The organism is Thiobacillus sp. (assembly GCF_024708915.1).
The window spans coordinates 1-22,081 of record NZ_JANJXQ010000237.1; the positions used below are offsets into that span (position 1 = coordinate 1).

Below are 22,081 nucleotides of genomic sequence, written 5' to 3' on the forward strand. Positions count from 1 at the left end.
CTGATCGCCAGCCCGATGATCAACGAAGTCGCCATCGTGGTGCTGGCGTCGCTCATCGGCTGGAAGTTCACCGTGCTGTATGTCGCCGCCGGACTCAGCGTCGCCCTGATCGGCGGCTTTGTGCTGGAGCGCTTCAAGCCCGAGCGCTGGGTCGAGGACTATGTGTGGAAGGTCCGCATGGGCGAAATCGCAGAGATTGAGGAGGACACTTCGCTGCGCGCCCGGCACGACTACGCGCTCGCCCAGGTGAAGGAAATCGTCGGCCGCATCTGGAAGTTCATCCTGATTGGCGTCGGAGTCGGCGCCTTCATCCATGGCTATGTGCCGGCCGATTTCGTGGCGAAGATCGCCGGCGACGGCGGCGTGCTGTCGGTGGTCGGCGCGGTGCTGGTCGGCGTGCCCCTGTATTCCGACGCGGTCGGCATCATCCCGATCGCCGAGGTGCTGCTCGACAAGGGTGTGCCGATCGGCACGGTGCTGGCGTTCATGATGGCGGTGACCGCGCTGTCGCTGCCGGAGATGATCATCCTGAAGAAGGTCGTGAAGGTGCCGCTGCTGGCGTTGTTCGCGGGCTACCTTAGCATCGCGTTTGTCATCGTGGGCTTGCTGTTCAATTCTCTGAAGGGGGTTCTATGAGTACCGACCTGCATCCGTCCATCATCGCGCTAGTTTCGCTGGCGGCGAACATCGCGGCCAACCATCCCAAACAGGGCTTGTGCCAGGTCGACCGCCTGAGGGACTATGGCGTGTCACGCGAGCAGATCGACACCGTGATCGAGATCGCACGCCACATCCGCGACGAGGCCGCGCAAAAGCTCGACGCCAGCTTCGACGAAGCCTGTGCGGCGCATTTCCCGCGCGCCGCGAACAAGCTCGCCGCCATCGCGGTGACGGAGGGCGGCGCCTGCTGCACGCCCACCCCCTCAGGCAAGTCCTGCTGCTGAAAGGAGACATCATGAGTGCACACGAACACGACCAGATCCGCCGCCAGGTGCGTGACGCCTACGGCGCCGTCGCGCGCGCCGAATCCGCTGGCTGCTGCGCGCCGAGTAGCGGTTGCTGCGCGCCTTCCGACCAGGACGTCGCCGAGCTGCTGTCGCGCGGCATCGGCTACAGCGCCGATGAGACGGCGGCGGTGCCGGAAGGCGCCAACCTGGGCCTCGGCTGCGGCAACCCGCAGGCCATCGCCGCGTTGAGGCCCGGTGAGACCGTGCTCGACCTCGGCAGCGGCGCCGGCTTCGACGCCTTCCTGGCCGCGCGTCAGGTCCGCGCGAGCGGTGCTGTCATCGGCGTTGACATGACCCCCGACATGGTCTCCAAGGCGCGCGCCAACGCGGCCAAGGGTGGTTATTCGAACGTCGACTTCCGCCTTGGCGAGATCGAGCACCTGCCGGTCGCCGACGCGACGGTCGACGTCATCATCTCCAACTGCGTCATCAACCTCTCGCCCGACAAGGCGCAGGTCTTCCGCGACGCCTTCCGGGTGCTGAAGCCCGCTGGCCGTCTCGCCATTTCGGACATCGTCACGACCGCCCCGTTGCCGCCGGAGATGCAGCAGGAAGTGGCACTCTACACTGCCTGTGTGGCCGGCGCGGCGAGCGTCGACGAGCTTGCCGCGATGCTCGCGGACGCGGGCTTTGCCGACATCCGCATCGCCCCCAAGGACGCCAGCCGCGAGTTCATCCGCAACTGGGCGCCTGGGCGCGGAGTCGAAGACTACATTGCGTCCGCCACCATCGAGGCGGTCAAGCCGGAAAACTGAAGGAGAGCAGCATGAAGAACATCAAAGTGCTCGGCAGCGGCTGTGCCAACTGCAAGACCACGCTGAAACTGATCGAGGAGGTTGCGCAGGCACGCGGCGTGGCGGTCAATCTGGAGAAGGTCGAGGACATGGCGGCCATCCTCGGCTACGGCGTCATGTCGACGCCCGGCGTGGTGATCGACGGCAAGGTGGTGCACGCCGGCGGCGTGCCAGATCGCAAGAAGATCGAAGGCTGGCTGCAGTAACCACCATGGCTGACCGAGGATGGCCATGAGCGACCAGAAAATGAGCTTCCACGTTGAAAGCGTCCGCATCGACGCCCATGGCAGCATGTCGCGCTGCAAGCAGGCGGAAATCCTGCTCGACACCGACCTGGCTGGCAACTCCATGGCCTTCAACCCGGCCGAACTGCTGCTGGCGGCGGTGTCCGCCTGCATCATCAAGGGCATCGAGCGCATCACGCCAATGCTCAACTTCTCGCTGCGCGGCGTCGAGGTGCGGATCGACGGCGTGCGCCAGGACGTGCCGCCGAAGCTGGAATCCATCAGCTACGAGATCATCGTCGATAGCGACGAATCGGACCGTCGCCTGGAACTGCTGCACGAGAACGTGCAGAAATACGGCACGGTGTTCAACACCGTGGCGCCAGGTACCCGGCTTACCGGCGCATTGCGGCGCAAATAGGCAACAGAAGGTGGCCCGTTGACGACCGAACTCGAATCCTTGCTCACCTGTCCTGTCTGCGGCCATGCCGAGTCCCTGACCATGCCCACGGATGCATGCCAGTGGTTCTACGAATGTCCGGCCTGCAGGACGCTGCTCAAGCCCCGCCCCGGCGACTGTTGTGTATTCTGTTCGTACGGCAGCGTGCCCTGTCCGCCTATCCAGGCGGTACGAGGCAAGGACGGGGCAGGATGCTGTTGCTAATCGATATATAGGGAGGCCGACATGCATACCCCGATTCGTGTCCTGTTCCTGAGTGACAGCAACTCCGCGCGCACCCAGATGGCGGAGGCCCTGACGCGCAGCCTCGGCGGCACGCGCTATGAAGTGCATAGCGCTGGACTTGATGAGCCTGCTCCCCTTAATCCACTGGCAGTCCAGGCAATGGCTGAAATCGGCCTTGATATCTCTGGGCAGCGCAGCAAACACCTCAACGACTATCTCGACACCCAGTTCGACCACGTCATTACCCTGTGCGACCGGGCCCGGGTAGCCTGTCCCGACTTCGCGCGTGACTGCGAAACCCTGCACTGGCAAGTGGACGATCCCGCAGCAGCGCTGAACCCCGATGCTGACAAGCTGACAGCCTATCGACGCGTGCGCGACGAACTCCGGCGAAGCCTCGAGGAGTGGATCGCCGCGACAAGCGCAGTTCGGGCCGGCTGAGTCCGGGGTCGGGGATGTCGGCACTCCTCGATGTGACGCAGCTGAGTCTCGATGTGGGCGCGCGACGGGTGCTCACCGCGGTCTCGCTGACGGTTGATGCCGGTGAGTTGCACGTCCTGCTGGGCGCCAACGGTGCCGGGAAGTCCAGCCTGGCCTACGCCATCATGGGCTGCGCGGGCTACCGGTCCGTCACAGGCCGCATGCGTTTCGCCGGTGAGGACATCGTGCAGCTTCCCCTCCATGAGCGCGCCCGGCTCGGCCTTGCGCTGGCCTGGCAGGAGCCCGCGCGCTTCGAAGGGTTATCCGTAGCCGATTACCTCGCGCTCGGCGGCAGGGCCGATGCTGCCGATTGCCTGCGCCAGGTAGGCCTGGTGCCGGACGACTACCTCGCCCGCCCACTGGACCGGACGCTGTCAGGCGGCGAGCGTAAGCGCATCGAACTGGCCGGGGTGCTCGCGCTCCAGCCGCGCCTGGCCATACTGGACGAGCCTACCGCGGGCATCGATTTCCTGTCTGAGGACGAAATCACCCGTGTCATCCATGCCCTGCGGCAGCAGGGCGCGGTGCTGCTGATCACCCATCAGGAGGCGCTTGCCGCCAGGGCCGACCGTGCCTCGCAACTGTGCGGCGGGCGCATCGTCTACCAGGGCGCGCCGGCGGCTGTGATCGCGAACTACAAGGCGCGGCGCTGCCGCCGCTGCGACGGGGAGACGTGCCGTGCCTAACCTCGAACCGCTCTACCAGGCCTTTCGCCAGATCGGCGAGGATCCTGGCCTCATCCTCACGCCGGACACCGCCCACGTGGTCGCGTACGGGCATGAAGTCCTCAGCCAGCAATCCATTTCCGGCGTCCGCATCGAATCCCATGCCGATGCGAAGGGCGTGCATGCCCGGATCGTGGTCGAGGAAGGTCGCATCATCACTCAGCCGGTGCATCTTTGCTTCGGCCTGTTCGAACGCTTCGGCGTGCAGAACGTCGATCTGGACGTGATGCTCGAAGCCGATGCGCATGCGACCTTCTGGTCGCACTGCCTGTTCATGTTCCCTGACCAGGCGCGCCATGCGATGGATGCCCGCATCGAGCTCGGGCCAGGCGCGCGCCTGATGTACAACGAGGTGCATTACCATGGTCTCTCCGGCGGCATCGAGGTCGTGCCGCGGGCGAAGGTGAAGGTGGGCGAGCGGGCGCACTACCGGGCTGACTTCAGCCTCGTGCAGGGACTGGTCGGCAAACTCGACGTTGATTACGACGTCGAGGTCGGCGCGGATGCGAGCGCCGAACTCACCAGCAAGGTCTACGGCCATGGCGCCGACCGGATCGACATCTGCGAGCGGGTGCATCTGAACGGCGCCGGCGCCCGTGGGCTGGTGAAAAGCCGCGTGGCGGTGGAGGACGAGGCACGCGCCCATATCGTCGGCGCTACCTACGGCAACGCAGCCGGTGTGCGCGGCCACGTCGACTGCCTGGAGATCGTGCGCGGCAACGCAGTGGCCTCCGCCGTGCCTGAGGTGAAGGTCACCCACCCCCAGGCCAAGGTGACCCACGAGGCCGCCATCGGCGCAGTGGACGAGCGCCAGCTCGAAGCCTTGATGGCGCGCGGACTCGATCCGGACGAGGCCGTTGACCGCATCATCCTCGGCATGCTCGGCTAAGGTGAGCTTCGCCGGCGGTTCCCCCCTCCTGTTGCCGCTTGCCGCCAGCTTGCTGGCAGCCTTCGTCACCACCCTCGGCATCTATGCAGTACGCCGCTTCGAATCCTGGGCGCGCGCGAAAGTCGTCTACTTCATCAGCTATGCGGCCGGCGTGCTCATCGCTGCCTCGGTCGTTCATCTCGTGCCCGAGTCGTTCGCGATGAATGCGCATGCCGCTGCCCTGCTGCTCGCTGGCTTCGTCGGCATGCACCTGTTCCAGCGCTTCCTCTGTGGTTTCGTGTGCGAGCGGCACCACGCGATCCAGCCAGGTATCGGCATCGTCCCCGTCTTGGGCATTGCCCTTCATTCCTTCATCGACGGCATGGTCTACTCCGTGACCTACAAGGTCAGCGCCTTCACTGGCACGCTCGCGGCAACCGGCATGGTGCTGCACGAATTTCCGGAAGGCATCGTCACCTATCTGCTTCTGTTGCACGGCGGTTTTCGGCGGACCGTGGCATTCTGGCTTGCTTTCGCAGCCGCAGCCCTCACGACGCCGCTCGGAGTGCTGGTGTCCTATCCCGGCGTGGCGCGCATCGAAGCCGGCACCCTGGGTGCGCTGCTGTCACTTTCGGCTGGCATGCTGCTGTATGTAGGCGCCACGCACCTGCTGCCCGAGGTGGAGCGCCAGCGTCGACCCTACGCATGGCTCGCCTTCCTTGCCGGCGTGGCGACTGCGCTCCTCATGGTGAGCGTGAAGTGACAACGGGCCGCCCGGGCTGAAGCCGGACTTGATAGAGAGGGAACAACACCATGTCGAACCAGGAAGCGCTTCATCCGTCACAACTTGCCATCACGGACGAGCGGGCGCTGCTTGAGGGTGCACAAGCCGCGCTGCGCGAACTGCGCGAATACCTGACCGTACGGCAGGGTGAGGCGCAGAATGAAGCGGCGCGCGAGATCTACGATGAGATGCTGACCCTGATCGACTCCAGGCTGATCGAGTATGCGAGACGGGAAACCGAACCCACTGTCCCGCTTGTGCGCCATGCGTCCTTCGTGTTCCTGATCGATGCCCAGGGTGAGGTCCATCCAATCCCGCACCACCTGTATGTGGAACTGGTTCGCGGCGCAGCCGCCAACCCACATCTTGCTGGAAAGACCATACGTCTGGCGGAGTGGTATGTGCGCATGACGCACGGGACGCCCGAAACCGTGGTCAATGAAACCTATGCGCTTCTGACGTTCGATGCCGAAGGCCGCGTCGATTGGGCCGCCACTCCGTCGTTCCATCCCCACCGGGACGATGCGGTGCTGGCTTCTGAATCTGCTTCGTTGCCAACCCCGGAAGAGCGTGATCGCATGTTGGCTGTGCTGTTTGGTACTGAGTAAGCTAGTCGGCCCCCGCCGAGCAGGCAATTTGCCGGGGCTTGCAGAATGCAATGCCACCAGGTTTTTAGTTCGTCAAAAAACATCTTTTTATTCAACAAGATGAATCGTCCATTGAAGTGGAACGTCTCATGCTGAGAAGTTGATCGGTTTCGAACGACCAGGCCATCCAGAGGGAGACTTCAATGAAACCGAACCTGACGGCGAAAGGGATGACCGCCCTCACGCTTGCACTCGCGGCGCCTGCAGCGATGGGCGAGGTGAGCGTGGAGGAATCCGTGCCATGCTCGCCGACAAGGGCGAAACCCCGGCTTTGTGGTGATCGACCAGGTAGAGGAGCGGTACAAGACCAAACGGGCTCAAAAAAACGCCAGCCTGGAAAAGTGCAACTTTGGCCTTGGCCCAGCAAGCTCAAGGCGGCCTACGCCCAGCCAGCTGCTTCAAGGACACCAGGCGCGTCCAGGACGTCGAATCGCACCTGCTGAGCTGCACGGTCACCATGCAGGGCTTCGACGAGGCGGAGGTCAGGAAGAAGGCCTTCGCAGACCAGCGCTACAACGAAATCAATACGGAGATCGCATTCAGGATGCTGCCTGCTCCTGATGCCATGCCACTTGTGCGACTGCGTCACTTACAGAAAGCCCTTTTTCCACCCCATCCATGATCATGCGCTGCAGGATGGCGCCTAGCATTTCCACATTGGCCTTGCCATGCTCCCTCAATGCGCGCAGGAACATCACGGTATTGAGGTCCTGGAAACGTTCCTCGAATTCGTTGTAGTCCTTGCCAGTGGCGAGCCAGTAGCAGAGGTCGTATGCCAAGCGAAAAACCGGCTCCAATTGTTCATTGCCGAGGTCAGGTATGTTCAAGGCCACTTCCTGCAACAGGTCATGCCGAAACTCTTCCAGACGGTAATTGATTTCGCCTTTAACCACTTGCTGCGGTGTAAATTCCCATTCCATGATTGTCTTCCTTGTAGAGGCCTATCCGAACAGCGAAACAAAATCCGCGTCATCCCCCTCGCAGATCGGGCAGATTTGCTCTGGTTCCGCCGAGATGAAGAAGCGGTCGCATCGGCTGCATCGCTGTTTGCCCAAGCCATGCAGCGTCACCGGTTCTGGAGACTTGGCAAGGTTTTCCATCTCGTCCTTGAAATGCAACACATGGGGCTGGCACACCTCGACGCACACGCCACAGCCGACGCAGCGCGTGAACTCGAACCCCAATTGCCAGGCCGTGGCGCTTTCCTTGATCTGCAGCGCACCGGTCGGACAGGCGCGGGCGCATGCCTCGCAGGCGGTGCAGCCGGGCCAGATGCCGACCTGCGCTGCGAGCAGGGCGGCATGGGCGGGCAAGGGCATGGAGGTTTCCTGCGGCGTGCTGAACAAAATTTGCAGCAGTTCCCGTCCGGCGGTGGAAAACGGCGCGGCGAAGCGGATCGCCTTGAGGGGAACCGGAGGCGCCTCGCTTACTGGAACCGGGCGCGTCAACTGGTCGGCGCCGCGCCCGACGAAGCGGCGGAATAGGTGACGGCGGGAAGGGTTATGTTCGATTTTTCCAGGATCAGAATCGCTTTCGTCAGGCACGGAAATTTCGGCCCACTTGTCGTTACCGACAACGCGTCGCAGGGTGTCGACCACCTCCAAGTTGAGTCCCAGCCTTGCTTCTCCGCTCGATCCATGGACACATTCGGCGCAATGCTGCGTGCCGGCCAGCGTGACAGCGATGCCACGGCTAGCCAGATAGCTCAGCATCGCCGCGTCCAGGGCGCCCAGGCAGGGGACGATCTCGTCCCCCTTGAATTCAGAAGGCGCACAGGCAAAGGTCACCTCGGGCCGCTTGGTGGTGCGCTTCAGAACTTCGATACGCGGCAGGTTGTCCGCCAGCAGCGCTTCCGTGGGGCAGGCGGCGGCGCACAACGCACAGTTCTGGCATGCCTCAGCGCTGATTTTGATGCCCTCATCGCTCAGTTCAACCGCTTCGTGAGGACAGGCGTCGGCACAGCGGCTGCATCCGCTGTATCGGTAACGGAAACGGGTACAGCGGCTGGCACGGTATTCCGGCTGGGTCAGCATGGGTTATTTGTATTCATGCAACGCCTGCCCCTGCTCGCAGGTATTGCTGGGGATGGTAAAGCTCTGCGGCGTGAGGGTTTCTGCCCCGGCTGGAGATGCCTTGCCACCCGACTGAACCTGCTTCAAGGTGGGGTAACCGCCCTTAACCGCGAACACGTCCTGGCCGCTCTTCTTGGAAACAACCTGGGCGATTTCCAGCGCCCGTTGATCGTTGTCACCAACAACCAACGCGAATCCGCCCGGTTTGGGTTTGACGCCTTCCTTGTAGATCACGGCAAAGGGAATGGGCTGCTGCTTACGTCGGCCTTCACCACGGGCGTCGATCACGCAGCAGGGCTGGCCCTTTTTCAGCACTTCCGCAAGTTTGGCGCTATCCAGCAGTTCGGCCCGCCCAGCCCACGCCGGCGTTGACAAGGCGCAGACCAGGACAATCATGAATCTTCCAAGCCAGTTCATGCCACGCCCGCAATCGCAGGCTCCAGTGCCTGACACAGGGCCGACATCACTACTTCATCGTAATGTTCGCTATTGGGTATGGCCAGGTTTCTGGCTTGGCCAAATTGAATCCAGGGAAGCAGATCCACCTCCGGATTCGCCAGCGGCGTCAGCCACAGGCAGGCACTGAACCGCTCAACCAGCTCGGCGCACAGGTTAAGGTCGGCATCGTCGGCGATGTCCACCCCGAGCAGCACCAGAGAAGCGCCGCGCTCCAGCATTTGCGCCAGCCACCAGCCGGCATCGGTGCCGCTGCCACTGCCATCGCTTTTCAACACTTCCCACGCCGGTTTGGCATAAGAGGGCGTAACGCAGCGAAAATCGGCATTGGAATGCAGGTCCAACGCCCAGCTAATCTCCTGCCGCCGCGCTGGCGCCCATACCCCCACCCTCTCGCTACCGAACTCCCGGACCATATCCTCGATCAGACTGCTGTCAAGCAACACAGCCTCGCCTAGCAGGACTCGCTCCGCGCCCAGCGCCAGCAATTCACGGGCACGTTCCAGACCTGCACTGCGCAGCACCACAGATACGCGCGACAGCTCCTCGGGCAATTCATCGCTGTCAAAGAGAAAAACCGGCTCGGCAAAGGGGCTGTCTTCTGGTTTAACCCAGCGGCGCAGGGTGATTTCCGGCATGGCTTGAGTCATCAGTTCGTCATCCGGTATTCAAACTTGTTGAACACAAAAGGCTGCATGGGACAGTCGGCCTCGCAGTCCAACCCATCCAGCTGCGGCCTCAAGGTATTGAGCGTTTCCAGGATGGGGTCGAGCGCCACCCCGCGATAAGCCGGCACAAATTTCGGCAACACGGCCAGAGCGTCATCGCTAAGCAGAGCAGCACCGTCCTGATTATGGTTCTGGGTGAAGTGGAAGGCCAGCGCCGCGAACGCCAGCCCCTGCAGGAACTGTGCATCCGGATCTTCGTGTCCGCCCGGCCGGGACTGGATCAGGTGATTCCAGCGTTCGCCCAGCCAGTCGTGGACGGCGCCGAAATTATTGGCGTTCCACAGCAGTTCCAGTTCGTCCCAGGCGAACTCATGGTTCATGCGACAGCCCTGTTTTCCTGCTTGCCATGGTCGCACCCGCCGCATACCGGTTCGTCGGGATTGAACAGCACATTGATTTCACTTTTCGGCACCACTTCCCGGCCGCCGTCCACATCGTCAACCTTCACCTTCAGCAGGGCCAGTTCGGCCTCGGCAAAATCGCGCAACAGGCGGGCGATTTCGCGGTAGAACGAATGTTCCGTCACCCGCTCCAGCAGCGTTGCGTAGCCGCGTACCCAACGGCCGAGGTGGGTGGCCCAGAAGCGCTTGATTTCCTTTTCCAGCCGCTTGGCCATTGCCATGTCGCCGCGTTCCAAAGCGGCCGCCTGGTTTTCCAGCAGCACCGCCACGAAGGTCAGTTCGACCCCGAGCTGGTCCTCGAATACGGCAAACCTACCTTGTCGCAGCTCGAATCCACAACGCTGATATATGGCCTTCACATCATGAAATGGTTCCTGCTGGAAACGCCCGGTGAGGCGTGACGATTCGACCGGCGGGCAGCCGCCGGAGGTGGTGAAAAGGGTAGCGTATTCGCAGGCCAGAACATCCTGAAGCTGGTCCAGTGGTATATCAGTAACATCCGCATCGAACGCCAAGCCCAGCTCAGCCAGCGCTTCCGGCGCACGCACGGCAGCGAGATAATCGCGCCCCGGCTCTTCGACGAAAGCGCCCGCCAGCAATTGGTAGTAACCGGCGCGGGCCCGCAACTCCAGAGGGGATAGGCTATCTTCCATGGGTTCAATTGAAACTACATTCTGGTCTTGCATGGCTATCCTCTCAAAAAACCCGGTCAAGAAGTCAAGCGATGATCTTCTTGACCGGAACACCCCGCCTGTTCGGTGGGAAGCGAAGTGCACGCCGCCTGGTTGAAGGTTTCGCCCTTGTTGGTCGTCGATCAGCGTGGCCAAAGGCCCACGTCGAATTTATAGACAACGCCGACTGAAATCGCGGAGGGGTTATCAAGGAGCCAGGAGCTATTGCGAGGGTTTCCCCTATTTCCTGATCCCTTAACCCAACGACAAATCCTAATGGCCTCCGACCTCCTTGTGCTTGACGCTTTCCGGCCCGCCCCAAGACGCCATTTCCGGGTGCATCGTGCGGTGGAGATCGCCGGTGTAGGCGTAGCGCATGGTTTCCTTGAAGGCTTCCACATGCTTGTCCCACGAGGCCTGCACATCGCCGTACTTGTCGTTGGGTCCGGCCTTGGTCACCTTGACCACAGTGTCGTACCAGCCCTGTGAGCCGCCGATAGGGTCGGCCACCACGGGGATGATCTGGTTGGGGTGGACGCCCTTGTCCTCCCACCACACGTTGTTGAGATCCGGATCATCCTGTGCGCCCCAGGCGCCGGCCTTCTCGCTCTTCAGTTTGAGCTGGGCCAGCCTGCCGTAGGCCCAGTGGCCGAATGCCGTCGGGATGGCGACCACCTTGGGATGAATACCCTCGAACACGTAGGCCTTGGTAACCAGGTGGCCGACCTTGCTTTCCACCCGTACCAAGTCGCCGGTTTTCACGCCCAGTTTCTTGCCGGTCTCGGTGTTCATCCACACCGGATTGCTGTGCATGATCTCCGCCAGCCACTTCACCGCCGCCGTGCGCGACTGTTTGTGGACGTTGACCTTGTAGGTGGTGAGGATCATCTCGTCGTCCTTCATCTCCTTGTGCCAGGGAATCTGCTTGAAGGTCGGCATCGGGTTGAAGCCATATTCCGCCCACTGGTCCACACGCACATTGATGATTCGGTCGTGGGTTGGAAAGCCAGCGTAGTTCCTGCCCTTGCGCTGGACGCCGATGGCCTTGCCGTTCTTCATGATGGTGCCGCCCTTCTCCACCACGGCGCCGGTCATGTCGGCGGAAGACAGTTCCTTCTTGTGCAGGCCGTATTCCGGCTGGATTTCGCGCCCGGTCTTGTCCACGATCTTGCCGGTACCCGGATCGAGCTTGCCGTAGATGGGGTACACGCCGTGTTTCTTGAGGAAATCCAGGCCACCCGCTTCCTTCAGACCCGGCACGTTGTCGAAGTGCTGGCGCATGTAGTCCTCGCCGTCCTTGAAGTTCCAGTACTGCTTCATGCCGCGGCTGCCGTCCGGGTCCAGCTTGTGAATGATGTCGCGCATGATGATGCGGTTTTCGCGCGACTCGCCCAGCGGCTTGATCACCGGTTGGCGGATGCCCATCCACGGCCACAGGGAATTGGGCATGGATTCTGGCTCCCAGCGCTCCAGGTAGGGGCAGTCGGGAAGGATGATGTCCGCCAGCGCGGTTTCCTCGCCCATGAACGGGCTCATGGAAACGTAGAAGGGAATCAGCTTTTCGTCGCGGAACAGCTTGCCCCACACCGCGTCCGACCCGGGGTTGGTGTACACCGGGTTGTCCTGGTAGGTGAAGTAGACGTTGATTTTCTGCTTGCCCTCGGCAATCCAGAACGGCGTCAGGTGGCTGACCTTGTGCCCGGCCAGCGGATATTCGCTCGGATGGGACAGATAGGACGGCTTGGCCGGCTTGGGTGGTTCCGGCTGCGGCTGGGGCCAGCCCATGCCGCGCGGCATGCAGTAGCCGCCGCGCACCTCGATGTTGCCGGTCATGATGGGCAGCATCATGGTGGCCTTCTCGTTGTAGGAGCCGTACAGGTGCTTGGCCGGGCCACGATAGGTGTAAGTCGTCGCCGGCTTGGTGGTGGCGAATTCCCGCGCGATGCGCTCGATCGTCGCCACCGGCACGCCGGACAGCTTGGCGGCCCATTCCGGCGTGAACTGCTGGTAATGCTGCTTCAGTTCGTCCACCGTAACGTTGGTCCAGGTCTCGATGAAGTCGCTGTCCTGCAGGTCGTCGCGCAGGATGACGTGGCCCAGGGCCAGCGCCACCGCCCCGTCGGTGCCGGGGAATACCGGGATCCACTCATCCGAACGCCCGGCGGTGTTGGACAGGCGCACGTCGAAAGTGACCAGCTTGGCCTTGTTGTCGGCCATGCCGTCGGCAAGACGCTGGGAGTACGGGTTGTGGAAGTAGGCCGCCTCCATGATGTTGGAGCCGAAGTTGAGGATGTACTTGGCGTTGGCGAAATCCGGCGTTTCGATGTCCGGCCCCCAGGTGGGTTCCATGCCGATCTTCTTGGAGGACTCGCACACCGAGGTGTGGTTGACCACCGTGGCCGACCCCAGGGTTCTCATGAAACGGTCGATCACGCCGCCGGTCCGGTTGCGGCCGTATTTCAGCATGATGGTGTTGGGATCTTCCTTGAGCGCCGCATCCAGCTTCTGCGTGATCTCGGTCAGCGCCTCGTCCCAGGTGATGCGCTTCCATTTGCCTTCGCCGCGCTTGCCGACACGTTTCAGCGGATAGAGGATGCGGTCAGGATCGTAGGTGTACCACATGCCCGAGTTGCCCTTGGCGCACAGCCGGCCGCGCGTGGAAACATGCTCCGGGTTGCCTTCCAGCTTGACGATGCGACCGTTTTCCACAAAAGCCATGGCGCCGTCCTGGATGTTGCAGACGTGGCAGGTGATGGGAATCGCCTTGCGCTCAGTGTAGTTAACCGGGTTGAAATCCTTGCCTCCCAGTTCGGTTTCCATTGCCTTGAGCAGCCTGGGGGACGCCGCCGCAGCGGCCGTGGTAGCGGCGCTGGCCTGGAGGAAGGTCCGGCGCGAAATCTTGAAATTCAACATGTCCATGTTCCGGTCTCCCCGATATTCAGAAATAGGTCTGCACGATCTGGCCGCCGACCAGGATGGAATAGCGCAAGGCCATGCCCCCCACCAGCAGCAGCAGGGCAGCGAGCATCACGCCACCCTGCTGACGTCCAAAGGGCGCGAGCAGGAGCAGGATGGGCGCGGCGGTGCCGAGCAGGATGCCGACCCCGATGAAGATGCCGCCAAGCGTGCCGCTGGTCATGAACATGAAGGTCAGTTCCTCGCCGGTGCCCCCGTAGGCCGTGGTGCCCAGCATGGAAATCAGCATTACAGCCACAGCGCCCCCGGACCACAGCATGATCTGGCGCAGCATGACCAACAGCTTCTCCTGCTTGCCAGCCAGGAAAGAAGCCACGGCAGCGCCGGATACCAGTGACATGGCCACGAACAGCACCGGCATCAGGGGGGTGTTCCACACCGGGCGGTTCTGGTGCACGGTGAGGTCGAAACCGGTGTAGATCGGCAACCCCAGGGCCAGCAGCGAGCCCAGCACCGCCAGCTTGCGGCTCATGGCTTCATTCTTCTTGCGCATCATGAAGAAATAGGCCGCCGACACCGCGCCGAACGAGAGCAGGTTGAGAGCACCCCAGGCCAGTGGCGAGGAGAGGTTGAGATAGGCCGGATTCAAGGTGTTCAGGAAGCGTGCCGGTTTCGACAGATCGCCGATCAGCAGCAAGCCGCTTACCGCCAGCAGCACGAACGAGAGATAGAATGCGCTGGAACGCAGGGTCTTGAATTCCTCCCGATACCAGGACAGCGCGGACATGAAGAACAGCGCCGCCGAAATGCCGATGGTGAAGAAGTAGATCGAATAGGCACTCGACCACGGCATGTGATGGAAAATATTGAAGTCACCCATGATTCGCTCCTAACCCTGGTGGTTCTTGTTGAACGCCTGGCGGTCCTGTTCCAGCACCTCGGGCCGGCTGTAAATCTCGCGACCATGCTCAGACATATTGCGGTCCGCACCGATGTAGAACACGTGCGGCTTGGTACCTTCCTCGGGGCGCAACACCTGGGTCGGCAGGGTGGAAACCAGCCGCGACACCTCGCTCGTGGGATCGTTGATGTCGCCAAAAATGCGCGCCCGGCCGATGCAGGTCTGCACGCAGGCTGGTGACAGCCCTTGTGTTACCCGGTGATGACAGAAGGTGCATTTGTCCACCACGCTGGTGATGTCGGTGTAGGTGCGGCTCTTGGGCAACATGAAGCGGGCGTTGTAGGGGCAGGATGCCATGCAGGCCTTGCAGCCGATGCAGCGCTCGTAATGCTGGAGCACGAAGCCGCCATCTTCGACCTTGTACGTCGCCCCCACCGGACATGAACGCACGCAGGGGGGATCGTCGCAGTGGTTGCACAGGCGTGGCATGAAATGCTTGCGTACATTGGGATAGGTGCCCACCACCTTGTAGGGCACCCAGGTTCTGAATACCCCGAGTGGCACGTCGAATTCGGCCTTGCACGCGACCATGCAGGCGTCGCAGCCAATGCAGCGGCGCAGGTCGATCACCATGGCGTACCTTTTTTTACCGGGCACGCCACGGGTCTCGATGGAAGACAAGCGCATTTCGCTCATGGTTGTCGGTCTCCTCCTAAGATTCCATTTCCAGCCCGCTTTTGAAATATCAAAGCTACTGGCGGGCAGCCATAACCCTGTTCATGCTCGGGTTGCTTATTGAGTTAGCATCATTCATGCCAGAACATAACATGTTGTTTATTAGAGATATTTATCAGAATAATCGCGAGCACCATTACCTGATGGTTACAAAGAATGAATTCCGGTATTACCATTTGGTAAACATCGACAATAACCAGCTAATTCAGATGGGGGATGAAACGTGTCGAGAAGGCAGTTTTGCGCAACATTGGCCGTGTTCGGGCTGGCTCCTGGAGCATTCGCAGCAGCACTTGCCAGCGAAGGACCGGCACTGCGCATTGGCCTGACCCCCGTTTTTCTCGACGACCAATCCACTTTCCTGGAGGCCTGGCGCGTTTACCTGACTGAACGTCTGAAACGTCCGGTGGTATTCGTACAGCGCGGGAGCTACCGCGAGATTGTCGATCTGCTCAGCAAGGACCAGCTCGACGCAGCATGGCTGTGTGGTTTCCCGTTCATACGTCACGAACGGAGTCTCAGGCTTCTGGCCGTGCCGCTGTTCCAGGGTCGGCCGCTCTACCGCTCCTATCTCATCGTTCCGGCTGGCGACACGCACACCAAGTCCCTGCTTGATCTGCGCGGCAAGGTCTTTGCCTACTCCGACCCTGATTCCAATTCCGGTTTTCTCTATACCCAGTTCGCACTGGCACAGATCAGGGAGCGGTCCGAGGTCTTCTTTGCACGCACTTTCTACACCTGGTCGCATCGCAAGGTGGTGGATGCGGTCGCCATCGAACTGGCCCAGGGCGGCGCTGTGGACGGTTATGTATGGGAAACCCTGAAACGCTCCCATCCGCAACTGACGGCCAGAACCCGGGTAGTGGAGCAATCGCCCGAGTTCGGTTTTCCGCCATTTGTCGCTCGCTCCACTCTGCCCGATAGTGATTTCGCGGCGTTGCGGCAAGCCTTGGTCGACATGCGCGGTAACGATGAGGGGAGAAAATTACTGCGCCAGCTCAACCTGGACGGCTTCATACCCGGTGAGCGCAAGATTTTTGATGGCATCGCGCGCATGGCCGGAAAAGTGGCGATCCGGCCATGAAGCATTTCCTGCGTGACCTCAGTCTGCGTTACAAGATCCCTTTGCGCGTGCTCATGCTCGCCAGTATCACCGCTATTCTGGTGACTGCTTCCATCCTGTTCCGGGTCTATGACGAAACCCGCAACGACCTGCTGCGTCACGCCGAAAGCATGGGCCGGGTGCTGGCCAACACCTTGGTTGGCCCCATCACCCATGATGATGTCTGGCGTGCGTATGAAATCATCAATTCCCCCTTTCTAGGGGGAAGTCTGGATCAGACCCAAATCGCGGAGACCATCCTGGTGCTGGATACCCGGGGTCAGGTTTATGTTTCCACCCGGCCCGCCCAGTACCCTATGCTCGCTGACCCAAGCCGGATCGAGCCTGAATATGCCGTAATCAGTGACCTGGCGACGGACCGGAACGATGTGAAACCCAGTGTTGTTGACCCGCCCGATTCCAGCAGGCTGTTCGTCGCCATCCCCATTATTTCTGAAGGGACGCGCCTGGGAACCTTGGTCATGGGTTACTCCAAGAGTCTGTTCATCCCCCGCTTCGTCAGCATCGCCCAGCGTGCCGCCCTGATGACCCTGCTGGCGTTGGCGGTACTGCTGCCCATCGCCTGGTACTGGGGCCATCGCATGGCTGGACCGCTGGTCCGACTGGCGGGATGCATGGACCAGATCGGGCCCAGCGTGCCGGAAAACCTGCATTGCGACCTGTTCGAATCACATGACGAAATCGGTCGAGCCGGGGCTTCCTTCAAGCGCATGCTGAACGAGCTCAAGGAAAAGGAGCAGCTGGAACGGGAAATCATGGCAAGCGAACGGCTGGCGGCGGTGGGGCGGCTTTCCGCCGGCATCGCCCACGAAATCAACAACCCGCTGGGGGGCATGCTTAACGCCATCAGCACCTTCAAACGGCACGGATCGGACGATCCACGCACACTCAAAACGCTGGCTTTGCTGGAGCGCGGCCTGACCCAGATCAAGGATACGGTCGCCGCCCTGCTGGTGGAAACCAAAGTGGAGAACCACCCGCTGTCGCGCCGCGACATCGAGGACACGCGCACCCTGGTGGCTGCGGAAGCGGCCGACAAAGGGCTTGAACTGATATGGGAAAACGACATTACAGAAGACCTGCCTTTGCCCTCCACCCTGGTGCGGCAGATTCTCCTCAATCTGCTGCTCAACGCCATCCGTGCCGCGAACACACGTGTCGAGTGCCAGGTTTACCGTGACAGCCGCAGCTTCACCCTGGTGGTAAAAAACGATGGCACCCACATCGAGGATGAAGACATGGCCTACCTGTTTGAACCTTTTTCGCGTCTGAGCCGCAATGGCCACGGTCTGGGCCTATGGGTCACCTACCAGATGGCGCGCCAGTTGAACGGCGGCATCGTGGTGGAAAGCGAGCTTGGAGAAACTCGCTTCTCCGTCGCCCTACCCTTGCAGGAAGAAGCATGAGCAAGCCAACAACACCTTCCCTGTGCCTGATCGAGGACGACGAGATCATGGGCGAATCGCTGCTCGACCGTTTTGAGTTGGAGGGCTACACAGTGGAATGGCACCGCACCGCCCAGTCGGCCCTGACAGCTGTAGGGAGCAAGGATTACACGGCAGTGGTGAGTGACATCCGCCTGCCCGACGGCAGCGGCGAGGAGATTTTTATCCGTCTGCTCGAACGTGGCATCAGCCTGCCGCCATTTCTTTTCATTACCGGTCACGGCTCGATCGACCGTGCCGTTGCGCTACTAAAGCTGGGGGCAGCGGACTACATCACCAAGCCCTTCGACCTTGATCAATTGGTAGAAAAGGTCGGGGCACTGTGCGGCAACCGCGTTCCCCCCTGCGAGGAAGACAGCTGCCGCCTGGGCATCTCGCCTGCCATGCGCCAGATCGCGCAGACCCTGCCACGTCTCGCCCAGCAAGCCCCAACTATTCTCATCACCGGGGAGTCTGGCGTAGGCAAGGAAGTGATCGCACAGGAAATCCACCGCCTCGACCCCAAGGACAAGAACCGCCCCTTTGTTGCAATCAATTGCGGCGCAATCAGCGAGTCGCTGCTCGAAGCAGAACTGTTCGGCCACGAAAAGGGCGCTTTCACTGGGGCATCACGCACGCGCAAGGGCGTATTTGAGCAGGCCGACGGTGGCACGCTGTTCCTCGACGAAATCGGCGATACCCCGCTGACCATGCAGGTCAAACTACTTCGCGCCGTTCAGGAGCGGAAGATCGTGCGCGTCGGCGGCAATGCGGAAATTTCTGTCAACCTTCGGCTAATTTTCGCCACCCATCGTGACCTGCGCAAGATGGTAGAACAGGGCAGTTTCCGCGAAGACCTCTACTACCGCATACACGTAATTCAAATCAGAATTCCACCGTTACGGGAACGGCGCGAAGACATCCTGTGGTTCGCTCACCTCTTCCTGGAAGAGCAGGCTGACAAGGGGGAACGCAAGCAGCTTTCCCGCGCAGGCGAGGAAGCCTTGCTCACCCACACCTGGCCCGGCAACGTGAGGGAACTGCGCCACGCCATCGAGCGCGCCTCGATTCTCACCCCTGGACCGCTGCTGGAGCCGGAAGCCTTGTTCGAGCAGGGTGAACTTCCAGTTCCTGCAGACAACAGGGAGCTCGGCTGCTACCTGCAAGGCTGCGAAGAGCGTTACATCCGCGATGCCCTCGCGCGCAACGACAACCACCTCGGACGCACAGCTGAAAGCCTCGGCATCAGCCGCAAAAATTTATGGGAGAAGATGAAAAAGCTCGGAATTTCTTCCTCTAACTAGAACGCGTCCGCCATACCAGGAACACGCCAAGCATACTTAAGAGCAGCACGCAGCGGCGTGCTCAGCCGCGAGAAAATCGCTGGCTGGCCGGGACGGCTGATGCGCCATACGCTGCGCCGCGGGCGGAGGCTGTGTTGCAGCGAGACCCTGTATGAGCGAGTCAAAATGCGCTTCAATGTCGAAAGCGCCCGCACCGACGCCCTCGGCAGCGTCTCCCGCTGCAAAGCGGCTGTTGGCTGTGCTGTTTGGCGCTGAGTAAGCTCGTCGGCCCCTGCCGAGCATGGCAATTTGCAGGGGGGCTTGCAGAATGCAATGCCACCAGGTTTCCAACTCGTAAAGAAACTTCCTTTCTTTCAATGCGATGCGATCGGCATTGAAGTGGCACGCCTCATGCAAAGGGGTTGATCGGTTTCGAACGATCGGGCCATATAGAGGAGACTTCAATGAAACGTAACCTGACGGTGAAAGGAATGACCGCCCTCGCGCTTGCACTCGCGGCGCCCCTAGCGATGGGCGAGGTCAGTGTGGAGGAATACCGCGCCATGCTCGCCGACAAGGACGCCAACCCGGGCTTTCTGGTGATCGACCAAGGCGAGGCGCTGTACAAGACCAAGCGCGGCCCCAAGAACGCCAGCCTGGAAAAATGCGACTTCGGCCTCGGTCCCGGCAAGCTCAAGGGCGCCTATGCTCAACTGCCCCGCTACTTTAAGGACACCAAACGCGTCCAGGATGTCGAGTCGCGCCTGCTGAGCTGCATGGTGACCCTGCAGGGTTTCGACGAGGCGGAGATCAAGAAGAAGCTCTACGCCGATCAGCGCTACAACGAGTCCAATACCGAACTCGAAATGCTCGCAGCCTACGTGGGCTACCAGAGCAACGGCATGAAGATCAACCCGCCGCTCAAGCATCCGGCCGAGAAGGAGGCGCAGAAGGTCGGCGAAGCTTATTTCTGGAACCGCCACGGCCCGATGGATTTCTCCTGCGCAACCTGCCACGCCGAGGACGGCAAGCGCGTGCGCCTGCAAGGCCTGGTGAACGTGTACAACAAGAAGGACATCCAGGCGACGATGACCACCTGGCCGACCTATCGCGTCTCGCATGGCGTCGTGCGCAACATGCAGCACCGCATGTGGGACTGCCACTGGCAGATGCGCACGCCCGACATCGACTACGGTTCGCCGGCGACGGTCGCGCTGATTTCCTTCCTCACCCACCAGGCCAAGGGCGGCACGTATGACCTGCCCGGCATGAAGCGTTAACGGAGGCCTCAACATGAAGAACCGTACCCTGATTCTCTCTGCGCTTGTGGCGGGCGCATTCGGCAGCGCCCATGCTGCCGAAGACCTCAGCGCCAAGGTCGAAAAGCTCGTCGCCAGCAGCTTCAAGCCGGGCGAAGGCCAGGACATGTCGCGCCTGGCGCAGGACGAGACGCAAAAGCTCTGTTCGAAATACCGCAACAATCCACCCGCGAAGGATGCGGATGCCATCACGAAGCGTGAACGCGCCACCATCAAGTATCCCGACGGCAACAAGCTGATGGGCGACTGGAAGAACGGCGAAAAGCTCGCGAAAGGCGGTTTCGGCATGCGTATCGGGGCGATCGAACCCGACCCGGCGGCCAAGCAGAAGGGTGGCAATGGCGGCAACTGCTATGCCTGCCATGCACTCGATCCCAAGGAAGTCGCTGCGGGCAACATCGGTCCCAGCCTCACCGGGTATGGCGCGCTGCGCGGCGCGAGCGATGACATCGTGACCTACACCTACGACAAGCTCTATAACGCACAGGCGACGGTGGCCTGTTCCAGCATGCCGCGGATGGGCCACAACGGCATCCTGACGCCGGCGCAGGTGGCGGACATCACGGCCTATCTGGTCTCGCCGGAATCGCCGCTGAACCAGAAGTAATCCCTGCCGCAGGGCCGCAGCGCATTTCAACTGCGGCCCGCTTGCTTTCTTTCAAGGAACCCTCTCATGAATGCACTTCGTAGAAACGTACTGAAAGGCGCCGCGGGCGCGGGTACCGTGGCCGTCGCCGTGGCCGCCGGCCTGCTGAAGCCCACCCAGGTAATGGCCGCGTGGAATGAAGCCGCCTTTGAAGCCAAAAACGTCGGAGATGCGATGAAAGGCCTCGGCGTATCCGGCCCGGCAGATAGCAAGGACATCGCCATCAAGGCGCCGGACATCGCTGAAAACGGCGCAGTCGTTCCGGTGGAAGTCACCAGCAGCATCGCTGGCACCACCAGCATCGCCATCATCGCCGAGAAAAACGCCACGCCGTTGGTTGGAAACTTCAACCTGTCCGGCGGCGCCCAGGGCTTCGTCTCCACCCGCATCAAAATGGGCCAGACCGCACTTGTACGTGCAGTAGTGAAAGCTGGCGGCAAAACCTACACTTCAGCCAAGGAAGTCAAGGTCACCATCGGCGGCTGCGGCGGTTAATCCTCCGGCCTCACCCCATTAAATTGATACTCCCTGCGGGGCGTAATTACTCAATTAGGAAAGGAAAGCCAAATGGCTGAACCCATGCGTATCCGTGCCACCATGGCTGGCGATGTTGCCGACGTCAAGGTGCTGATGAACCACCCGATGGAAACCGGTCTGCGTAAAGACGCCAAGACCGGCCAACTGGTCCCTGCCCACTTCATTCAGGAAGTGACCGCCACCATCAACGGCGCGACCGTACTGTCTGCCAACCTGGGCAGCGGCGTCTCCAAGAACCCTTACCTGGGATTCAAGGTAAAAGGCCCGAAGGCCGGCGACAAGGTTGTCGTCAACTGGACCGACAACAAGGGCGACAAGAACACTGCTGAAGCCGTTATCGGCTAAGTCGGTTGCTAAAAAGTCAAGAAACCGAGAATTCGCACGGGCTTGGATGGCCCTGTCTTCGGATCGCATGGTTATGCAGCGTTCGCAATGATCCACTTTTTCTCCTCCCCACCCAGCTCGAGCAGGTGAGGGGCGACTCCTGATGCCGCCCCTCGGGGCGGTTTTTTTATAGAGGCGATTCTGTAACAGGCTATTGCGGCGCCTGACAACAGCTTGCATTGGTATGATCCGAAAGTGTCTAAATCTCTCACAACACGACAAGTGAGCCCGCCCGACATGCATCTGAATCGCTATCAGGGTATTCGGCCCT

At 61.2% G+C, this 22,081-nt stretch carries 27 protein-coding genes; 18 read left to right on the plus strand and 9 right to left on the minus strand.

The annotated features are described in order from the left end of the window. The 11 genes from Q0L94_RS15905 to Q0L94_RS15955 form a co-directional block, all read left to right on the plus strand. A partial coding sequence (locus Q0L94_RS15905; RefSeq protein WP_296755149.1) for a permease occupies window positions 1–636 on the plus strand: 636 nt, incomplete at its 5' end. Further along, entirely contained in the window at window positions 633–944 is a 312-nt protein-coding gene (locus Q0L94_RS15910; RefSeq protein ID WP_296755152.1) for a hypothetical protein, read from the plus strand. The genes Q0L94_RS15905 and Q0L94_RS15910, both read left to right, overlap by 4 nt. Before the next feature lie 11 nt (window positions 945–955). Beyond that, the gene (locus Q0L94_RS15915) at window positions 956–1,762 is read left to right on the plus strand and encodes an arsenite methyltransferase (protein WP_296755155.1); all 807 of its coding nucleotides are present in this window, start codon (window positions 956–958) and stop codon (window positions 1,760–1,762) included. An 11-nt stretch (window positions 1,763–1,773) separates the two neighbouring features. After that, window positions 1,774–2,007: a thioredoxin family protein gene (locus tag Q0L94_RS15920; protein ID WP_296755156.1), complete on the plus strand. Its 234-nt coding sequence runs from the start codon at window positions 1,774–1,776 to the stop codon at window positions 2,005–2,007. A 25-nt stretch (window positions 2,008–2,032) separates the two neighbouring features. Continuing rightward, entirely contained in the window at window positions 2,033–2,446 is a 414-nt protein-coding gene (locus Q0L94_RS15925; RefSeq protein WP_296755160.1) for an OsmC family protein, read from the plus strand. Between the two features lie 18 nt (window positions 2,447–2,464). Then, window positions 2,465–2,689 carry a GDCCVxC domain-containing (seleno)protein gene (locus Q0L94_RS15930; protein ID WP_296755161.1) on the plus strand — a complete coding sequence of 75 codons (225 nt, stop codon included), beginning with the start codon at window positions 2,465–2,467 and terminating at the stop codon, window positions 2,687–2,689. 21 nt (window positions 2,690–2,710) lie between these two features. Further along, on the plus strand, window positions 2,711–3,151 hold the full coding sequence (locus Q0L94_RS15935; protein WP_296755164.1) for an arsenate reductase ArsC: 441 nt from the start codon (window positions 2,711–2,713) through the stop codon (window positions 3,149–3,151). A gap of 14 nt (window positions 3,152–3,165) precedes the next feature. Beyond that, window positions 3,166–3,876, plus strand: coding sequence for an ATP-binding cassette domain-containing protein (locus tag Q0L94_RS15940; protein ID WP_296755166.1), 711 nt, complete (start codon window positions 3,166–3,168; stop codon window positions 3,874–3,876). Continuing rightward, window positions 3,869–4,804 carry a SufD family Fe-S cluster assembly protein gene (locus Q0L94_RS15945; protein ID WP_296755168.1) on the plus strand — a complete coding sequence of 312 codons (936 nt, stop codon included), beginning with the start codon at window positions 3,869–3,871 and terminating at the stop codon, window positions 4,802–4,804. Before Q0L94_RS15940 ends, Q0L94_RS15945 begins: the two co-directional genes overlap by 8 nt. A 1-nt stretch (window position 4,805) precedes the next feature. Continuing rightward, window positions 4,806–5,546, plus strand: coding sequence for a ZIP family metal transporter (locus Q0L94_RS15950; RefSeq protein ID WP_296755171.1), 741 nt, complete (start codon window positions 4,806–4,808; stop codon window positions 5,544–5,546). Between the two features lie 50 nt (window positions 5,547–5,596). Beyond that, window positions 5,597–6,175, plus strand: coding sequence for a hypothetical protein (locus Q0L94_RS15955; RefSeq protein ID WP_296755173.1), 579 nt, complete (start codon window positions 5,597–5,599; stop codon window positions 6,173–6,175). Between the two features lie 578 nt (window positions 6,176–6,753). Here the strand turns inward: Q0L94_RS15955 and Q0L94_RS15960 are convergent. From Q0L94_RS15960 to Q0L94_RS16000, 9 genes are all read right to left on the minus strand, one after another. Then, window positions 6,754–7,134, minus strand: a complete 381-nt coding sequence (locus Q0L94_RS15960) for a hypothetical protein (protein WP_296755176.1) — start codon at window positions 7,132–7,134, stop codon at window positions 6,754–6,756. Window positions 7,135–7,155: 21 nt separating this feature from the next. Then, the gene (locus Q0L94_RS15965; RefSeq protein WP_296755178.1) at window positions 7,156–8,247 is read right to left on the minus strand and encodes a 4Fe-4S dicluster domain-containing protein; all 1,092 of its coding nucleotides are present in this window, start codon (window positions 8,245–8,247) and stop codon (window positions 7,156–7,158) included. 3 nt (window positions 8,248–8,250) lie between these two features. Beyond that, window positions 8,251–8,682, minus strand: coding sequence for a hypothetical protein (locus Q0L94_RS15970; protein ID WP_296755182.1), 432 nt, complete (start codon window positions 8,680–8,682; stop codon window positions 8,251–8,253). A gap of 17 nt (window positions 8,683–8,699) precedes the next feature. Further along, window positions 8,700–9,392 carry a HisA/HisF-related TIM barrel protein gene (locus Q0L94_RS15975; RefSeq protein ID WP_296755184.1) on the minus strand — a complete coding sequence of 231 codons (693 nt, stop codon included), beginning with the start codon at window positions 9,390–9,392 and terminating at the stop codon, window positions 8,700–8,702. Continuing rightward, the gene (locus Q0L94_RS15980; protein WP_296755186.1) at window positions 9,392–9,790 is read right to left on the minus strand and encodes a DUF309 domain-containing protein; all 399 of its coding nucleotides are present in this window, start codon (window positions 9,788–9,790) and stop codon (window positions 9,392–9,394) included. The genes Q0L94_RS15975 and Q0L94_RS15980 overlap by 1 nt, the downstream gene beginning before the upstream one ends. Beyond that, on the minus strand, window positions 9,787–10,557 hold the full coding sequence (locus Q0L94_RS15985; RefSeq protein WP_296755188.1) for a molecular chaperone: 771 nt from the start codon (window positions 10,555–10,557) through the stop codon (window positions 9,787–9,789). Before Q0L94_RS15985 ends, Q0L94_RS15980 begins: the two co-directional genes overlap by 4 nt. Before the next feature lie 258 nt (window positions 10,558–10,815). After that, window positions 10,816–13,455, minus strand: a complete 2,640-nt coding sequence (locus Q0L94_RS15990; protein ID WP_296755190.1) for a molybdopterin-dependent oxidoreductase — start codon at window positions 13,453–13,455, stop codon at window positions 10,816–10,818. Window positions 13,456–13,480: 25 nt separating this feature from the next. After that, window positions 13,481–14,338, minus strand: a complete 858-nt coding sequence (gene nrfD, locus Q0L94_RS15995; RefSeq protein ID WP_296755192.1) for an NrfD/PsrC family molybdoenzyme membrane anchor subunit — start codon at window positions 14,336–14,338, stop codon at window positions 13,481–13,483. Between the two features lie 9 nt (window positions 14,339–14,347). Continuing rightward, complete coding sequence (locus tag Q0L94_RS16000; protein ID WP_296755195.1) at window positions 14,348–15,055, minus strand: 4Fe-4S dicluster domain-containing protein; 708 nt, start codon at window positions 15,053–15,055, stop codon at window positions 14,348–14,350. Between the two features lie 262 nt (window positions 15,056–15,317). Between Q0L94_RS16000 and Q0L94_RS16005 the strand changes: the two genes are divergently transcribed. The 7 genes from Q0L94_RS16005 (at window position 15,318) to soxZ (ending at window position 21,771) form a co-directional block, all read left to right on the plus strand. Continuing rightward, the gene (locus Q0L94_RS16005; RefSeq protein ID WP_296755196.1) at window positions 15,318–16,178 is read left to right on the plus strand and encodes a PhnD/SsuA/transferrin family substrate-binding protein; all 861 of its coding nucleotides are present in this window, start codon (window positions 15,318–15,320) and stop codon (window positions 16,176–16,178) included. Beyond that, window positions 16,175–17,623, plus strand: a complete 1,449-nt coding sequence (locus Q0L94_RS16010) for a HAMP domain-containing sensor histidine kinase (protein ID WP_296755199.1) — start codon at window positions 16,175–16,177, stop codon at window positions 17,621–17,623. The genes Q0L94_RS16005 and Q0L94_RS16010 overlap by 4 nt, the downstream gene beginning before the upstream one ends. Continuing rightward, window positions 17,620–18,945, plus strand: coding sequence for a sigma-54 dependent transcriptional regulator (locus Q0L94_RS16015; protein ID WP_296755201.1), 1,326 nt, complete (start codon window positions 17,620–17,622; stop codon window positions 18,943–18,945). Before Q0L94_RS16010 ends, Q0L94_RS16015 begins: the two co-directional genes overlap by 4 nt. A 443-nt stretch (window positions 18,946–19,388) precedes the next feature. Continuing rightward, window positions 19,389–20,204 (plus strand): sulfur oxidation c-type cytochrome SoxA, encoded by an 816-nt coding sequence (gene soxA / locus Q0L94_RS16020; RefSeq protein ID WP_296755203.1) that lies wholly within the window; start codon window positions 19,389–19,391, stop codon window positions 20,202–20,204. Between the two features lie 13 nt (window positions 20,205–20,217). Continuing rightward, entirely contained in the window at window positions 20,218–20,850 is a 633-nt protein-coding gene (gene soxX, locus Q0L94_RS16025; RefSeq protein ID WP_296755206.1) for a sulfur oxidation c-type cytochrome SoxX, read from the plus strand. A 66-nt stretch (window positions 20,851–20,916) separates the two neighbouring features. Next, a complete protein-coding gene (gene soxY, locus Q0L94_RS16030) occupies window positions 20,917–21,384 on the plus strand; it encodes a thiosulfate oxidation carrier protein SoxY (RefSeq protein ID WP_296755208.1) in 468 nt (155 codons plus the stop codon). A 72-nt stretch (window positions 21,385–21,456) separates the two neighbouring features. Next, window positions 21,457–21,771: a thiosulfate oxidation carrier complex protein SoxZ gene (soxZ, locus tag Q0L94_RS16035; RefSeq protein WP_296755210.1), complete on the plus strand. Its 315-nt coding sequence runs from the start codon at window positions 21,457–21,459 to the stop codon at window positions 21,769–21,771. The last annotated feature ends 310 nt before the right edge of the window (window positions 21,772–22,081 follow it).

Excerpts from the sequence above, each read along its gene's own strand:
- Q0L94_RS15910 (WP_296755152.1), top strand. The coding sequence starts at position 633 with ATGAGTACCGACCTGCATCCGTCCATCATCGCGCTAGTTTCGCTGGCG.
- Q0L94_RS15915 (WP_296755155.1), top strand. The coding sequence starts at position 956 with ATGAGTGCACACGAACACGACCAGATCCGCCGCCAGGTGCGTGACGCC.
- Q0L94_RS15920 (WP_296755156.1), top strand. The coding sequence starts at position 1,774 with ATGAAGAACATCAAAGTGCTCGGCAGCGGCTGTGCCAACTGCAAGACC.
- Q0L94_RS15925 (WP_296755160.1), top strand. The coding sequence starts at position 2,033 with ATGAGCGACCAGAAAATGAGCTTCCACGTTGAAAGCGTCCGCATCGAC.
- Q0L94_RS15935 (WP_296755164.1), top strand. The coding sequence starts at position 2,711 with ATGCATACCCCGATTCGTGTCCTGTTCCTGAGTGACAGCAACTCCGCG.
- Q0L94_RS15940 (WP_296755166.1), top strand. The coding sequence starts at position 3,166 with ATGTCGGCACTCCTCGATGTGACGCAGCTGAGTCTCGATGTGGGCGCG.
- Q0L94_RS15955 (WP_296755173.1), top strand. The coding sequence starts at position 5,597 with ATGTCGAACCAGGAAGCGCTTCATCCGTCACAACTTGCCATCACGGAC.
- Q0L94_RS15960 (WP_296755176.1), bottom strand. The coding sequence starts at position 7,134 with ATGGAATGGGAATTTACACCGCAGCAAGTGGTTAAAGGCGAAATCAAT.
- Q0L94_RS15965 (WP_296755178.1), bottom strand. The coding sequence starts at position 8,247 with ATGCTGACCCAGCCGGAATACCGTGCCAGCCGCTGTACCCGTTTCCGT.
- Q0L94_RS15970 (WP_296755182.1), bottom strand. The coding sequence starts at position 8,682 with ATGATTGTCCTGGTCTGCGCCTTGTCAACGCCGGCGTGGGCTGGGCGG.
- Q0L94_RS15975 (WP_296755184.1), bottom strand. The coding sequence starts at position 9,392 with ATGACTCAAGCCATGCCGGAAATCACCCTGCGCCGCTGGGTTAAACCA.
- Q0L94_RS15980 (WP_296755186.1), bottom strand. The coding sequence starts at position 9,790 with ATGAACCATGAGTTCGCCTGGGACGAACTGGAACTGCTGTGGAACGCC.
- Q0L94_RS15985 (WP_296755188.1), bottom strand. The coding sequence starts at position 10,557 with ATGCAAGACCAGAATGTAGTTTCAATTGAACCCATGGAAGATAGCCTA.
- Q0L94_RS15990 (WP_296755190.1), bottom strand. The coding sequence starts at position 13,455 with ATGTTGAATTTCAAGATTTCGCGCCGGACCTTCCTCCAGGCCAGCGCC.
- nrfD (WP_296755192.1), bottom strand. The coding sequence starts at position 14,338 with ATGGGTGACTTCAATATTTTCCATCACATGCCGTGGTCGAGTGCCTAT.
- Q0L94_RS16000 (WP_296755195.1), bottom strand. The coding sequence starts at position 15,055 with ATGAGCGAAATGCGCTTGTCTTCCATCGAGACCCGTGGCGTGCCCGGT.
- Q0L94_RS16010 (WP_296755199.1), top strand. The coding sequence starts at position 16,175 with ATGAAGCATTTCCTGCGTGACCTCAGTCTGCGTTACAAGATCCCTTTG.
- Q0L94_RS16015 (WP_296755201.1), top strand. The coding sequence starts at position 17,620 with ATGAGCAAGCCAACAACACCTTCCCTGTGCCTGATCGAGGACGACGAG.
- soxA (WP_296755203.1), top strand. The coding sequence starts at position 19,389 with ATGAAACGTAACCTGACGGTGAAAGGAATGACCGCCCTCGCGCTTGCA.
- soxX (WP_296755206.1), top strand. The coding sequence starts at position 20,218 with ATGAAGAACCGTACCCTGATTCTCTCTGCGCTTGTGGCGGGCGCATTC.
- soxY (WP_296755208.1), top strand. The coding sequence starts at position 20,917 with ATGAATGCACTTCGTAGAAACGTACTGAAAGGCGCCGCGGGCGCGGGT.
- soxZ (WP_296755210.1), top strand. The coding sequence starts at position 21,457 with ATGGCTGAACCCATGCGTATCCGTGCCACCATGGCTGGCGATGTTGCC.